The organism is Ramlibacter sp. MMS24-I3-19, assembly GCF_050320135.1.
Taxonomy (GTDB): domain Bacteria; phylum Pseudomonadota; class Gammaproteobacteria; order Burkholderiales; family Burkholderiaceae_C; genus Ramlibacter.
Genome location: NZ_CP190017.1, coordinates 835,542 through 848,573 on the forward strand (window position 1 = coordinate 835,542; position 13,032 = coordinate 848,573).

The following is a 13,032-nucleotide window of genomic DNA, read 5'->3' on the forward strand; positions in this document are numbered from 1 at the left end:
GGGTGCCCCGGCACGCACGATAACGCGGCTTCATCGGCCATGGAAGCCGCTGATGCAGAACGTGTGCGGCGGCCCCTGGCGCGTTCGCGCCGACAATGGCGGCCATGCTGACCCTCCCAGACATCGAGGCCGCCGCCGGTCGCCTGCAAGGCCAGGTGCTGCGCACGCCCTGCGTCGAATCACGCACGCTGTCCGAGCTCACCGGCGCGCGCGTGTTCCTGAAGTTCGAGAACCTGCAGTTCACGGCGAGCTTCAAGGAACGCGGTGCGTGCAACAAGCTGGCCCAGCTCACCGAGAGCGAGCGGCGCCGCGGCGTGATCGCCATGAGCGCCGGCAATCACGCCCAGGGGGTCGCTTACCACGCGCAACGGCTGGGCCTGCGCGCGGTGATCGTGATGCCGCGCTTCACGCCCGGGGTGAAGATCGAGCGCACCCGCGGCTTCGGCGCCGAGGTCGTGCTGCACGGAGACACGCTGGAAGAGGCGCGCGCCCACGCGATGCAGCTGGCCGAGCGCGAGCAGCTGGTGCTGGTGCACCCCTACGACGACGAAGCGATCGTCGCCGGACAAGGCACCGCAGCGCTGGAGATGCTGGCCGACGTGCCCGAGCTGGACACGCTGGTGGTCTCGGTCGGCGGCGGCGGCCTCATCGCTGGCATGGCGGTGGCGGCCAAGGCCCTCAAGCCCCGCATCCAGGTCGTGGGCGTGCAGACCCTGCGCTTTCCCAACATGTACAACGCGATCAAGCAGGCCTCGCTGCCGCAGGGCCTGTCGACGATCGCCGAAGGCATCGCGGTCGGCACGCCGGGCCGGGTGCCGCGGCAGATCATTGAGCGCCACGTCGACGACATCGTGCTGGTCGACGAGGGCGACATCGAGCAGGCCATCGTGATGCTGCTGGAGATCGAGAAGACGCTGGTCGAGGGTGCGGGTGCGGCCGGGCTGGCTGCCATGCTGAAGGATCCGGCGCGCTTCGCGGGCCGCACGGTCGGGCTCGTGCTCGGCGGGGGCAACATCGATCCGCTGTTGCTGGCCGCGATCATCGAGCGCGGGATGGTGCGCGCCGGCCGGCTGGCACGCATCCGCGTCAGCGCGCGCGATGTCCCCGGCTCCCTCGCCCGCATCACGGCAACCGTGGCCGAAGCCGGCGCCAACGTGAACGAGGTGCACCACCAGCGCGCCTTCACGATGCTGGCGGCGCAGAACGTGGACATCGAGCTGGTGATCCAGACGCGCGGGCCGGCGCACATCGAGGCCGTGCTGCAGGCGCTGCGGACGTCGGGCTTCCAGGCCGATCGGCAATGAGCCTTTTTCACCATCGCGCCGCATGACGCTCGAGGACCTGCAGGCGACCCTGCCCGCGCACTTCGCACCCTGGGTGCAGGCCCTGGCGCTGCGTGCCGAGGCGTTCGACCACGACAGCGTGACGCTGCGGCTGCCGGTCACCGAGCAACTCGCGCGCAGCGGCGGCATCCTGTGTGGCCAGGCCATGATGGCGGCTGCCGACACCGCCATGGTGTTGGCGCTGGTCAACCACTTCGGCGCGTTCCGTCCGTGCACCACGGTGCAGATGAACAGCAGCTTCCTGCGTCCGCTCGCCAACCGGGACGCGCTGGTGCAAGCGCGCGTGCTGCGGGCAGGCAAGTCGCTGGCCTTCGGCGAGATCGACATCCGCGGCGCCGACGACGGCAAGAGCGTGTGCCGCGCGTCGACCACCTACGCCCTCCTGTAGGGTTGCCTCGCTCCCGCTAAAATCGCCGTTCCACGAGTCACGAGGTCATCATGTCGAGCACCGAAGTCCGCCACAGCCACGGCGACGAAACCCAGCCCCAGGACGGCGTCGAGGCCGTCGTGCCGGTTATGCCGATCGTGCTGCCGATCGTGGGCGGGGTGCTGATGTTCCTGCTCGCGTTCATCGCGATCTACATGGCCTGATCGGCGAGCAGCCCATCAGCGAGCCCGGCGGCGCAAGCTCCCGGGCTCTTCTTTCGCCCATCCATTTCGCCGGCATAACGTCATGCTGGTTTTGCATGGTTTCGCCCTGACCAGCGAACCCAGATCAGTTCGGCGTTCATAGAATCGACACCTCCAGCCGACCCGCGGCACGGGGTGGCACCGCAGCGATCCTGCAGCCACCGCAGCCCGCACGCCGACTGAGCCAAAGCCCGGTTTTTAAAAGGCGCGCTCGGCCTGCTCCCTGAGCTCCTTTGTGAAACCCGGTTTTTCACTTTAGGAGCTTCGAGATGAATTCACCCGTGATGCAGGGCCTGAACCTGAATGCGCCCGACTACGTGCGCAATGCCCGGCTGATCGCCTGGGTGGCGGACATGGTGGCGCTGTCCAAGCCCGAGTCCGTCTACTGGTGCGACGGCAGCCAGGAGGAGTACGACCGCCTCTGCCAGAAGCTGGTGGATGCCGGCACCTTCCGCCGGCTGGACCCCGTCAAGCGCCCGAACTCCTACCTGGCTTGGTCCGACCCGAGCGACGTCGCCCGCGTCGAGGACCGCACCTTCATCTGCTCGAAGAAGAAGGAAGACGCGGGCCCGACGAACAACTGGATGGACCCGGCGGAGATGCGCGCCACGCTGCAGCCGCTGTTCGACGGCTGCATGAAGGGCCGCACCATGTACGTGGTGCCGTTCTCGATGGGCCCGCTGGGCTCGCCCATCGCGCACATCGGCGTGGAGCTGTCCGACAGCCCCTATGTCGCGGTGAACATGAAGATCATGACTCGCATGGGCAAGGCGGTGTACGACGTGCTCGGCGTGGAAGGCGAGTTCGTGCCTTGCGTGCACACGGTGGGCGCCCCGCTGCAACCCGGCCAGAAGGATTCCAGCTGGCCCTGCAACAAGACCAAATACATCGTGCACTACCCCGAGGCGCGCGAGATCTGGTCGTACGGCTCGGGCTACGGCGGCAATGCGCTGCTGGGCAAGAAGTGCTTCGCGCTGCGCATCGCCTCGACCATGGGCCGCGACCAGGGCTGGCTGGCCGAGCACATGCTGATCCTGGGCGTGACCAATCCGCAGGGCAAGAAGTACCACGTCGCGGCGGCGTTCCCCTCGGCCTGCGGCAAGACCAACTTCGCGATGCTGGTGCCGCCCAAGGGCTTCGAGGGCTGGAAGGTCACCACCATCGGCGATGACATCGCGTGGGTCAAGCCCGGCGCGGACGGACGCCTGTACGCCATCAACCCTGAAGCGGGCTACTTCGGCGTCGCGCCCGGCACCAACACGCAGACCAACCCGAACTGCATGGCCAGCCTGGACAAGGACGTGATCTTCACGAACGTCGCGCTGACCGACGACGGTGACGTCTGGTGGGAAGGCATGGGCGAGCCGCCGGCGCACGCCATCGACTGGCAGGGCAAGGAGTGGTCGCCGCAGATCGCCCGGGAGACCGGCGCCAAGGCCGCGCACCCGAACGCCCGCTTCACGGTCGCGGCCACCAACAACCCGGCGCTCGATCCGACCTGGGACGATCCCAAGGGCGTGCCGATCGATGCCTTCATCTTCGGCGGCCGCCGCTCCAACACGGTGCCTCTGGTGAGCGAAGGCCGCAACTGGGTCGAGGGCGTGTACATGGCCGCGACCATGGGCTCGGAAACCACCGCCGCCATCGTCGGCCAGGTCGGCGTGGTGCGTCGCGACCCGTTCGCGATGCTCGCCTTCGCCGGCTACAACATGAGCGACTACTTCCAGCACTGGCTCAACCTGGGCAAGAAGCTGGAGGCCAAGGGCGCCAAGCCGCCGAAGATCTTCACCACGAACTGGTTCCGCAAGGGCGCCGACGGCAAGTTCGTCTGGCCCGGTTACGGCGAGAACATGCGCGTGCTCAAGTGGATGATCGACCGCATCGAAGGCAAGGCCCAGGGCACCGACCATGTGTTCGGCATCAGCCCGACCTACGAGGAACTCAACTGGACCGGCCTGGAGTTCTCGCCCGAGCAGTTCAAGTCGGTGATCAGCATCGACAAGGCCGCCTGGGAGAAGGAACTGCAGCTGCACTCGGAGCTGTTCCAGCAGCTGTCGTACCACCTGCCGCAGGAGCTGGGTGCCACCAAGACCGAGATCGAGAAGCGCCTGGCGGCCTGACCGCGCCTTCCAATGACAAAGGCCGCCCGGAGGCGGCCTTTGTCTTTGTCCGTCGGCGAAGGCGGCTCAGCGAGGCTGGCTGGCGCGCAGCAGCCGGCGCCGGCGCTCGGCACGGGCCTGGGCCCGGCGTCGCGCCCAGGCGTCCAGGCCACGCAGCAGCTGCCGCGGGATCACCGCGAGCAGCACTTCCCAGCCGCGACGGGCAAGCATCAGCGCTTGCATGCGAGCCTCAGCGGTAGCCGCGGACGTCGCGCGCCGTGTCGCGGCTCATCGCGCGGCTCAGCTCGGCCATCACGCGGGCGTCCGTGAGCGCCAGCGCCCACAGCTCACGATCCTGTGCTGCTTCGCGGCGGGCCGCCAGGGTGCGGACCCAGCCGGTGCGAGCGGAATGCACGGCACGGCGCAGCGGAGCCGCCAGCAAGCCGAGCGCGGCGAACGCGACGGTCCACAGCACGATCCAGGCGGCCAGCAGGTGGCCCTCGGTCCAGGTGTCGATCACCTGGTTGGCGACGACCAGCAGGGACGCCACGACGGCGACCAGGAGCAGGGTGGCGGCACCGCGGGCACCGTCAAAGCTGCGGCCCAGCTGGCTCAGGGTGGAAAGGGCGCGCTCTGCGCGGGCGACGCCGGGGTGTTCGGTGGGAAAGTCGACGTGGACGAAACTGGTCATGGGGTCCTCCTGTAATTCACGCTCTTCGCGTGCACGGTCCGTAGATTAGGGTTTGCCCGGATATTTATCAAATTGGCAGTTGTGATGCCTATCATTCATCACATACATACATGCCGAACTTCCGCACCCTCGACCTGAACCTGCTGCGCGTGTTCGACGAAGTCATGGCCGAGCGAAACCTCACGCGCGCGGCCCGCAACCTGGCGATGACCCAGCCCGCGGTGAGCAACGCGCTCAATCGCTTGCGCGAAGCAGTTGGTGACAAACTCTTCAGCCGCAGTGGCTACGGTGTGGAACCCACGCCACGTGCCGTCGCGCTGTGGCCGGCGGTGAGCGAGGCGCTCCGGCAACTCGAAGGCGCCCTGGGCCCGGGCCAGTTCATCGCCGCCCAGGCCAACACCACCTTCGTGCTCACCATGGCCGATGCCACCGCGGCCGCGCTCGTGCCGGACCTCGTCGAGATCCTCGAACGCGATGCGCCGGGGATCTCCGTGCGGGTGCTGCCGCTCACCACCCGGGACCCCCGGCCTATCCTCGACGAAGGCACGGCGGACCTGGCGATCGGCTTCTTCCCCGCCGTGGTGGCGGACCTCACCGCCCAGTCACAGGCGGGCAACCGGCCCGCCTTCGACCACGAGCGGCTCTACGGTGGCGAGTACGTCTGCGTGATGCGCGGCGACCACCCCCTGTCGCGCGAACCGCTGACGCTGCGCCGCTTCTGCGACGCGCGCCATCTGCTCGTGAGCTTTTCCGGCCGGCCCTATGGCTTCATCGACGAGGCGCTCGCGGCGCGGGGCGAGAAGCGCCGTGTCGTGCTGACCGTCAACCAGTTCTTCACCGCCGGCCAGGTGGTGCGCACGTCCGACCTGCTCACCGTGCTGCCGAGGCACTTCATGAAGGTCACCGGCATGGGCCCCGAGCTGGTTGCACGCGACCTGCCGTTCGACGTGCAGCGGGTGCACGTGGAGTCGCTCTGGCACCACCGGCAGGCGCAGCGCAGCGACCACGCCTGGCTGCGACTGGCCGTGGCGGCCGCGGCGCGCAAGGTGTTCGGCCCGCAGGCGCAGTGACCACGCGGACCACGGCGCGCGCCCCTGCCCTGACAATCCCACGCGTGCGTTTCCAGTTCCTGTCCGACCTGCATCTCGAGACCCAGCCGGACGTGCAGGTGCCCCCGGCACCCGGTGCCGAGCTGCTGGTGCTGGTGGGTGACATCGGCTCCTACCAGCCCGGCAGCCGCCTGCCCGGCGACGACTTCGGCCTGGAGCGCTACGCGCCGGCCCGCGGATGGCCGGTGCCCGTGCTGTTCGTGCCCGGCAACCATGAGTACGACAACCTCGACTTCGACAGCACGCACGCTCGCCTGCGCGCCACCTGCGAGCGGCTGGGCATCACCTGGCTCGAGCGCGAGACGGTTGTCATTGGCAGCGTGCGGTTCATCGGCACCACGCTGTGGACCGACTTCGATGCGCTGGCCATCCAGGCACCCGACACCACGCGGCTGGTCAAGCAACGGCACAAGGCGTTCCGCGCCGCGAACTTCTACCTGGGCAAGACTGGTGCGACGCGGCGCGGCGAGCCGTTCCTGGCCGAGCAGTGGCGCGAGCTGGGGCTGGAGTGCCAGGCCTGGTTGCGCGACGCGCTCATGCAACCCTTCGAGGGACCCACCGTGGTGGTGACGCATTTCGCGCCCAGCCTTCGCAGCGCCGACCCGCGCTACGGCCTGGTGCCGGGCACGGCGGGGTTCTGCAATGCGCTCGACGAGCTGCTGCCGAAGGCGCAGCTCTGGCTGCACGGCCACCTGCACTGCCGGCAGGACTACACCTTCGGCGGATGCCGCGTGCTCGCGAATCCGCTCGGGTATGCGCGCAAGGGAGAGCAGGAGGGTTTCGACCCCCAGCTCGTGCTGGAGGTGGGCGGCGAGGGCTAGCGCGCGGCCAGGCCGTCGAAGCAGGTGCTGATCACCAGCTCGATGATCTCGCTGTCGCCAAGCTGCCCGCCGCCGCGCAGGAACTCCACGACCGGGTCGCAGGCGCGTGCGTAGAGCGTGTACAGCACGGCCACGGCAGGCAGCGTGGCATTGACCGCACCATCGCGCTGGGCAGCTTCGATCCATGCGCCCAGCGTCTCGCTGATCTCGACCCGCGAGTCGATGTAATCGCGGCTGGACATCAGCGCGGCACGCAACGACGAGTTCTGGCCCGGCAGCGAAGGCATCTGGCCGGCCAGTTGCACCTGCAGGGTCCAGCGGACCGCGGCCTTGAGCTTGTCCAGCGGCGGCAGGTTGGCGTCGACGTCCTTCAGGAACTGCTGGGCCCGGCGCATCACCCGCACCATCGCCGCGGCGGCGAGGTCTTCCTTGCTGGTGAAGTGCTTGTAGAGGCTGGCCTTCGCGATGCCGACCGCGGAGGCAACCTCGTCGACGGTCATCGCGTCGAACCCCTTTTCCGCGAGCAGCCGGTTGACGTTCTGGATGATCGCCTCCTCGCGCGCGGCCAGCATTTGCTCCTTGAAGGACGGCCGGGCGAGTGTGCTCATGGCCCGAAATTCTACTGCCGGGCCAACGCGCTCAGGGCGCCTTGCACGAGCGCCTGCGTCAGCGCATCGAGCACATCCGACTGCAGGTTCCAGCAATGCCACGACAGCTGGATCGGCAGCGCGCGACCGGGCAAGAGGTCCACGAGCGCGCCTTGCGCGAGCAGCCCGCGCACGAGCAGCTCCGGCACCACGCTCACGCCCCAGCCGGCCAGCACCGCGCGCACCTGGCCTTCCGAGCTGGGCACGAAGACCTGGTTCAGCCCCACGCGGCGCAGGCCGAACGCCTTGGCCACGAACTCGCATTGCATGTCGTCCTTGCGGTTGAACGCGATGAACGACTGCTCGCGGAAGTTGTGCGCCGTGAGCCCTTTGGGACAACGCTCGCGCGCGTAATCGGGTGTCGCGATCGCGATGTAATGCATCGCACCGAGGCCGACCACCTTGCAGCCGCGCAGCGCCTGCTTGACGGTGGTGACGCAGCCCAGCACCTTGCCCTCGCGCAGCCATTCGTGGGTGAAGTCCTGGTCGTCGGTGATGATCTCCAGCGGCAAGCCCTCGCGCGTGAGCCCGCCCAGTGCCGGCAGTGCCCAGGTGGCCAGGCTGTCGGCATTGATCGCGATCGAGATCCGCTCCTCTTCGCGTCCGCCGCCGATCGAGCTGGGCGCCAGTTCGCGCAGGTCGCGCTCGAGGTCGGCGCGCAGCAGCCGCAGCTGGCGCGTGTGCTTCAGCAGCAGCTGACCTGCCGCGGTGGGCCGAAGCGGCCGGCTGCGCACGACCAGCACCGTGCCGACCTGCGACTCCAGCGCCCGCAACCGCTGCGACACCGCGGACTGCGTGATCGACAGGCGCTGGGCCGCGCGTTCGAAGCCGCCTTCCTCGACGATGGCGGCAAGGCATTCCAGCGCGGCGGGGTCGTAGGTGCTCATTAGCAATGCTGATGGATCGCGCGGAAGTTTAAATCCGCTTTCCAGGCGCGAGGCCGCGCCGGACACTGGCGCCATGCACGTCCTCGTCCTCGGCGCCGGGATCATCGGCACCAGCACCGCCTGGCACCTCCTCGAGCGCGGTCACACGGTCACCGTCGTCGACCGCCAGCCGGCTGCGGCCCGCGAGACCAGCTTCGCCAACGCGGCCCAGATCTCGGTGAGCTATTGCGAGCCCTGGGCCAACCGGCACGCACCAGCCAAGCTGCTCAAGTGGATGTTCCGCCATGACGCCCCGCTGCTGTTCCGGCCGCAGCTGGACTGGCAGCAGTGGCGCTGGGGCCTGCGCTTCCTGGCCGAATGCAACGACGCCGCCTTCGAGCGCAACGTGCGCCAGCTGGTCGCCCTGGGCGCCTACAGCCACGCTGCGCTGAAGGACGTGGTGCGCGCGACGGGCATCCAGTACCAGCGGCTGGAGCGCGGCATCGCGCACTACTTCACCGACCAGGCCTCGTTCGACAGCGCCGCGGAAGCGGCCACGCTGATGCAGGCGCACGGCGTGCAGCGCAAGGTGGTCAGCCGCGACGAGCTGCTGGCCATCGAGCCGGCGTTCCGCCCGTTCGCGCACCGCATCGTCGGCGGGACCTACACCGCCAGCGACGAGAGCGGCGACGCCCGCGTGTTCACCGAGCAACTGGCGGATCGCTGCGAGTTGCGCGGCGCGCAGTTCCTGTACGGGCACGACGTCGCCCGGCTCGAGGCCAGCGGCGGCGCGGTGAACGCGGTGCGCGTGCGCGATCGCGCCACCGGCCTGCTGCGCAGCCTGGCCGCCGATGCCGTCGTCGTGGCCTGCGGCTCCTACTCGGCGCCGCTGCTGCGCACCGTCGGCGTCGACCTGCCGGTCTATCCGGGCAAGGGCTACAGCGCCACCTTCCCCATCCTGCGGCCCGAAGCGGCGCCCTTCGTGAGCACCATCGACGACGAACTGAAGATCGCGATGAGCCGCCTGGGCAACGAGCTGCGCGTGGCCGGCACCATCGAGCTGGCCGGCTACGACACGTCGCTCACGTCGCCTGTCGCGCAGGCCCGCTGCCGGATGCTGGCCGCGCGCATCGAGCAGGTGATGCCCGGCGTGTGCGACACCCGCACGGAAGCCGAAGGCGGCAACCCACGCTTCTGGACCGGGCTGCGCCCGGCGACGCCGACCAACATTCCCTACATCGGGCGCACGCGTGTGGATCGCCTCTGGGTGAACGCGGGGCACGGCACGCTCGGCTGGACGCACGGCGCCGGCTCGGGCAAGGCGATGGCTGCGTTGATCAGCGGCGAGCGGCCGCAGATGGCATTCGGCTTCCACGGCTTCGAGCCGCCGTCGCCCGAGAGCCTGCGGACCAGCCCGGCCTGATCTTTCGCGTCACAGGAGACGCTCCATGGCGACGAATCCGGGCGGCAGTGCCTGCGTCGGGGGTCGCTCCGTGAATCCCAGGCGCCTGTAGAAGCCGCCCGCGCCCGGCGCCGCGTTCAACCACAACGCCTGCTTCGGGCTGCGTCCGGTGCAGCGGTCGATCGCCGCCTCGACCAGGGCGCGGCCGAGGCCCTGCCCCTGCGACCCGGACTCGACGAACAGGCTGCACAGGTTCCAGAACTGCTTGACCAGGACGACACCGACGACACGGCCATCCCGGACGGCTTTCAGATGCACGGTGTCCTGCGGATGCGCCAGCCACCAGTCCACGTTGCCCTCGACATTGGCCCGCAAGTCGCCCAGCAGCCTCTCGTCCTGCGTCACGGCGTTGGCGATCACTTGCGCGATGAATGCCTTGATCACTGCGACGTCGCCCGGCTGCACATCGACGATCGTCGTGCTCATGCTTTCACCGTCGCCAGGCCGCCGCGGCCTTCCACAGAGCTGAGCCACTCGTCCACCGCGCGCGGCGTCCGCAGCTCGATCCACGCCGGCGGCCCGCTGCCGGCAGCCTGCTTCAGCGCTGCGAACTGGCGCCGGCGCGGCGCGTGGTTCCGCGCCACCCACCACAGGATGGACTCACGGCTGAAGAACGAGCGCCGCCACGATTCGCGATTGCCATTCCACAGCACCTGCCCGCTGGCAGCGCGACGCACCGTGCGGACCAGCACGCGCGTGAACACGCGTGGCAACGACAGGTTCAACCAGATGATCGCGGTGGCGCGCGGCCAGACCAGGTGGCGCACCGAGCTGTAGTTGCCATCCACCACCCAGCGCTCGCCTTGCACGGCAGCCTGCACGCACGCGCGAAACTCGGCCGGAAAGTGCGGCTCCCAGCCCGGCCCCCAGAACAAGGCATCGAGTTCGACGTGCGGCGCACCCATGGCCTGCGCGAGTCGCCGCGCCAGCGTGCTCTTGCCCGCCCCGCTCATGCCGACGATCACCACGCGTTGCAGCAATGGCGCGGCGTCTGGCATGTCACGTGTTCGTCAGTGCTTCTCGCCGCGCATCGCCTGCCACAGGCGCGCCGGCGTCAGCGGCATCTGCAGCGTGGGCGCGAGCGCCGCATGGCCGCCGCGCGCGAGCGCATCGGCGACGGCGTTGACGACGCATGGCGTGGCGCCGATCGTCCCGAGCTCGCCAACACCTTTCACCCCCAGCGGGTTGTTCTTGCACGGCGTGGATTCGTCCATGCGCGTGACGAAGTCGCAGGCCACCAGGTCGGCGCGCGGTGCGGCGTAATCCATCAGGCTGCCCGTGATCGGCTGGCCGCTGGCAGGGTCGTAGACCATCTGCTCCAGCAGCGCCTGGCCCATGCCCTGCACCGCACCGCCATCGAGCTGGCCGCGCACGATGGTCGGGTTCACCACCCGGCCGACGTCGTTGACGCTGCTGTACGCGACGACCTGCAGCGCGCCGGTCTGCGGATCGAGTTCCACCTCGCTGATGTGGCAGCCGTTGGGCCAGCTGGGGCCGGCGACCGCCGTGCTGCTCTCCAGATGGATGCGCTGCCCGGGCTGCTTGCCCGCCAGCGTGAACAGGTCGACCGCCACGTCGGTGCCGCGCACCTTGAACTTGCCCGCTTCGTAGACCAGGTCGGCGGCGCTGGCCTCGAGGTCCTGCGCCGCGAGCTTGCGTGCTTCGTCCAGCGTGCGCTCCGCGCCCTGGCGCAGCGCCGAGCCGCCGGTGAACAGCGATCGCGAGCCGGCGCTGCCGAAGCCATCGCCGCGGTCGGTGTCGCCCAGCACCACGCGCACCTGGCCGATCGGCACCTGGAACACGTCGACGACAAGTTGTGCAAGCGTGGTGGCGATGCCCTGCCCCATCTGGTTGACGGCCGAGAACACCTCGATCACGCCGTCGGGCAGCACGTCGACAGTGACGCGCTCCTCCAGCACATTGCCACCGGTCCATTCGAGGAACGTCGCGATGCCGAGGCCACGCAACCTGCCGCGCGCCTGGCTCTGCGCGCGACGCGCCTCGAAGCCGTTCCAGTCGGCCTGCGCGAGCGCCTGGTCCATCACGTGCTCGAAGCGACCGACGTCATAGGTCTGCCCCATCGGGTTCTTGTACGGCATCTGCTCGGGGCGGATGAAGTTGCGCCGGCGCAGCTGGATGCGGTCGATGCCGCTCTGGCGCGCGGCCTCGTCCATCAGGCGCTCCATGGTGAAGATCGCTTCCGGCCTTCCCGCACCGCGGTAGGCGCCCGTCGGCGCCGTGTTGGTCAGCACGGCCTGGAACTGGAAGTCCACCAGCGGGATGTCGTACACGCTGGTCTGCACCCAGGGCCCGATCAACAGCTGGATCGCGACGCCGGTGCCGGTGGCATAGGCGCCGACGTTGGCCTGTGATCGCAGGCGCAGCGCCTGGATGCGGCCGTCCGCCGCCAGCGCCAGCTCGGCGTGCGTGCGCAAGTCGCGGCCGTGGTGCGACGACAGGAAGTCCTCGCTGCGGTCGGCGGCCCACTTGACCGGCCGGCGCAGCTTGTGGGCGCAGTACGCGACCGCCACGTCTTCCGGATAAGCGCCGGTCTTCATGCCGAAGCCGCCGCCGACATCGCCCACCGTCACGCGCACCTGCTCGCGCGGCAGGCCCAGCACGTCGCACAGCGTGGTGCGCACGCCGGAGGGCATCTGGCTGCTCATGCGCAGCGTGAGCCTTCCGTCCTCCGCCGTCCACGCCAGCACCGTGCGCGGTTCGATGGAGAGCGCAGCGACCCGCTGGTTGCGAACCTCCAGCCGCACGACGTGTGCGGCCGACCTGAACGCGCTCTCTGCCTGGGCCGCATCGCCGTAGCGGGCCTCCGCCGCGACGTTGTCCGGTGCCTGGCCGGTCAGCGCGACCACCTGCCCGCGGGTCGCGGTCTCCACGTCCGTCACGTTGGGCAGGTCCTCGTACTCGACCCACACGGCTTCGGCCGCGTCGCGGGCCTGCTGCGCCGTCTCGGCCACGACGATCGCCACCGGCTCGCCGACGAACCGCACGCGGTCGTGCGCCAGCACCGGCCGCTGGGGCGACGCGCTCCGCGCGCCGTCGGCGCGCCTGAACATGACGTCGACCGGCAGCGTCTTCACGCCCGCCTGCACGAGGTCGGCGCCCGTGACCACGAATGCCACTCCCGGCATGCCGCGCGCGGTGGCGGCGTCCACGGACACGATGCGGGCGTGCGGATGCGGCGAGCGCACGAACGCGACGCGCAACTCGCCTGCCGGCTGCACGTCGTCGGCGTAGCGGCCGACGCCCTTGAGCAGGCCCTCGTCCTCGATGCGCGGCACGGCACGGCCGCTGCCGAAACGGGTGGCGATGTCGGTGTCGGGAAGGTCTGCGCTCATCGGGTCCTCGC

14 protein-coding genes are annotated in these 13,032 nt (G+C 69.5%); 7 read left to right on the forward strand and 7 right to left on the reverse strand.

What is annotated here, in order from left to right; genetic code table 11:
* Positions 1–104 precede the first annotated feature (104 nt).
* The 4 genes from ACPWT1_RS04050 (at position 105) to ACPWT1_RS04065 (ending at position 4,093) form a co-directional block, all read left to right on the forward strand.
* Positions 105–1,304 (forward strand): threonine ammonia-lyase, encoded by a 1,200-nt coding sequence (locus ACPWT1_RS04050; protein ID WP_427914130.1) that lies wholly within the window; start codon positions 105–107, stop codon positions 1,302–1,304.
* 22 nt (positions 1,305–1,326) lie between these two features.
* Positions 1,327–1,731 (forward strand): PaaI family thioesterase, encoded by a 405-nt coding sequence (locus ACPWT1_RS04055; protein ID WP_427914131.1) that lies wholly within the window; start codon positions 1,327–1,329, stop codon positions 1,729–1,731.
* Between the two features lie 50 nt (positions 1,732–1,781).
* Positions 1,782–1,934 carry a hypothetical protein gene (locus tag ACPWT1_RS04060; RefSeq protein WP_427914132.1) on the forward strand — a complete coding sequence of 51 codons (153 nt, stop codon included), beginning with the start codon at positions 1,782–1,784 and terminating at the stop codon, positions 1,932–1,934.
* A 308-nt stretch (positions 1,935–2,242) separates the two neighbouring features.
* Complete coding sequence (locus ACPWT1_RS04065; protein ID WP_427914133.1) at positions 2,243–4,093, forward strand: phosphoenolpyruvate carboxykinase (GTP); 1,851 nt, start codon at positions 2,243–2,245, stop codon at positions 4,091–4,093.
* A gap of 66 nt (positions 4,094–4,159) precedes the next feature.
* Here ACPWT1_RS04065 and ACPWT1_RS04070 read toward each other — a convergent pair whose 3' ends face one another.
* Both ACPWT1_RS04070 and ACPWT1_RS04075 read right to left on the reverse strand, forming a co-directional pair.
* On the reverse strand, positions 4,160–4,303 hold the full coding sequence (locus tag ACPWT1_RS04070) for a hypothetical protein (protein WP_427914134.1): 144 nt from the start codon (positions 4,301–4,303) through the stop codon (positions 4,160–4,162).
* Between the two features lie 19 nt (positions 4,304–4,322).
* Entirely contained in the window at positions 4,323–4,763 is a 441-nt protein-coding gene (locus tag ACPWT1_RS04075) for a hypothetical protein (RefSeq protein ID WP_427914135.1), read from the reverse strand.
* 110 nt (positions 4,764–4,873) lie between these two features.
* Here ACPWT1_RS04075 and ACPWT1_RS04080 point away from each other — a divergent pair, with 110 nt between their 5' ends.
* Positions 4,874–5,833: a LysR family transcriptional regulator gene (locus tag ACPWT1_RS04080; RefSeq protein ID WP_427914136.1), complete on the forward strand. Its 960-nt coding sequence runs from the start codon at positions 4,874–4,876 to the stop codon at positions 5,831–5,833.
* Between the two features lie 44 nt (positions 5,834–5,877).
* Positions 5,878–6,693, forward strand: a complete 816-nt coding sequence (locus tag ACPWT1_RS04085) for a metallophosphoesterase (protein WP_427914137.1) — start codon at positions 5,878–5,880, stop codon at positions 6,691–6,693.
* Here the strand turns inward: ACPWT1_RS04085 and ACPWT1_RS04090 are convergent.
* Together ACPWT1_RS04090 and ACPWT1_RS04095 are read right to left on the reverse strand one after the other, a co-directional pair.
* Positions 6,690–7,301, reverse strand: a complete 612-nt coding sequence (locus ACPWT1_RS04090; RefSeq protein ID WP_427914138.1) for a TetR/AcrR family transcriptional regulator — start codon at positions 7,299–7,301, stop codon at positions 6,690–6,692. The genes ACPWT1_RS04085 and ACPWT1_RS04090 overlap by 4 nt on opposite strands.
* 11 nt (positions 7,302–7,312) lie before the next feature.
* On the reverse strand, positions 7,313–8,227 hold the full coding sequence (locus ACPWT1_RS04095) for a LysR family transcriptional regulator ArgP (RefSeq protein WP_427914139.1): 915 nt from the start codon (positions 8,225–8,227) through the stop codon (positions 7,313–7,315).
* Between the two features lie 73 nt (positions 8,228–8,300).
* Between ACPWT1_RS04095 and ACPWT1_RS04100 the strand changes: the two genes are divergently transcribed.
* A complete protein-coding gene (locus ACPWT1_RS04100; protein WP_427914140.1) occupies positions 8,301–9,629 on the forward strand; it encodes a D-amino acid dehydrogenase in 1,329 nt (442 codons plus the stop codon).
* Between the two features lie 9 nt (positions 9,630–9,638).
* On the opposite strand, the gene ACPWT1_RS04105 is transcribed toward ACPWT1_RS04100, so the two are convergent.
* Genes ACPWT1_RS04105 through ACPWT1_RS04115 form a run of 3 tightly spaced genes read right to left on the reverse strand, consistent with a single transcriptional unit; the run spans position 9,639 to position 13,021 of the window.
* On the reverse strand, positions 9,639–10,094 hold the full coding sequence (locus tag ACPWT1_RS04105) for a GNAT family N-acetyltransferase (RefSeq protein WP_427914141.1): 456 nt from the start codon (positions 10,092–10,094) through the stop codon (positions 9,639–9,641).
* Positions 10,091–10,666: an AAA family ATPase gene (locus ACPWT1_RS04110; protein ID WP_427914142.1), complete on the reverse strand. Its 576-nt coding sequence runs from the start codon at positions 10,664–10,666 to the stop codon at positions 10,091–10,093. Before ACPWT1_RS04110 ends, ACPWT1_RS04105 begins: the two co-directional genes overlap by 4 nt.
* Before the next feature lie 12 nt (positions 10,667–10,678).
* Positions 10,679–13,021, reverse strand: a complete 2,343-nt coding sequence (locus ACPWT1_RS04115) for a xanthine dehydrogenase family protein molybdopterin-binding subunit (protein WP_427914143.1) — start codon at positions 13,019–13,021, stop codon at positions 10,679–10,681.
* Positions 13,022–13,032: the final 11 nt, after the last annotated feature.

Excerpts from the sequence above, each read along its gene's own strand:
- ACPWT1_RS04050 (WP_427914130.1), top strand. The coding sequence starts at position 105 with ATGCTGACCCTCCCAGACATCGAGGCCGCCGCCGGTCGCCTGCAAGGC.
- ACPWT1_RS04055 (WP_427914131.1), top strand. The coding sequence starts at position 1,327 with ATGACGCTCGAGGACCTGCAGGCGACCCTGCCCGCGCACTTCGCACCC.
- ACPWT1_RS04060 (WP_427914132.1), top strand. The coding sequence starts at position 1,782 with ATGTCGAGCACCGAAGTCCGCCACAGCCACGGCGACGAAACCCAGCCC.
- ACPWT1_RS04065 (WP_427914133.1), top strand. The coding sequence starts at position 2,243 with ATGAATTCACCCGTGATGCAGGGCCTGAACCTGAATGCGCCCGACTAC.
- ACPWT1_RS04070 (WP_427914134.1), bottom strand. The coding sequence starts at position 4,303 with ATGCTTGCCCGTCGCGGCTGGGAAGTGCTGCTCGCGGTGATCCCGCGG.
- ACPWT1_RS04075 (WP_427914135.1), bottom strand. The coding sequence starts at position 4,763 with ATGACCAGTTTCGTCCACGTCGACTTTCCCACCGAACACCCCGGCGTC.
- ACPWT1_RS04080 (WP_427914136.1), top strand. The coding sequence starts at position 4,874 with ATGCCGAACTTCCGCACCCTCGACCTGAACCTGCTGCGCGTGTTCGAC.
- ACPWT1_RS04090 (WP_427914138.1), bottom strand. The coding sequence starts at position 7,301 with ATGAGCACACTCGCCCGGCCGTCCTTCAAGGAGCAAATGCTGGCCGCG.
- ACPWT1_RS04095 (WP_427914139.1), bottom strand. The coding sequence starts at position 8,227 with ATGAGCACCTACGACCCCGCCGCGCTGGAATGCCTTGCCGCCATCGTC.
- ACPWT1_RS04100 (WP_427914140.1), top strand. The coding sequence starts at position 8,301 with ATGCACGTCCTCGTCCTCGGCGCCGGGATCATCGGCACCAGCACCGCC.
- ACPWT1_RS04105 (WP_427914141.1), bottom strand. The coding sequence starts at position 10,094 with ATGAGCACGACGATCGTCGATGTGCAGCCGGGCGACGTCGCAGTGATC.
- ACPWT1_RS04110 (WP_427914142.1), bottom strand. The coding sequence starts at position 10,666 with ATGCCAGACGCCGCGCCATTGCTGCAACGCGTGGTGATCGTCGGCATG.
- ACPWT1_RS04115 (WP_427914143.1), bottom strand. The coding sequence starts at position 13,021 with ATGAGCGCAGACCTTCCCGACACCGACATCGCCACCCGTTTCGGCAGC.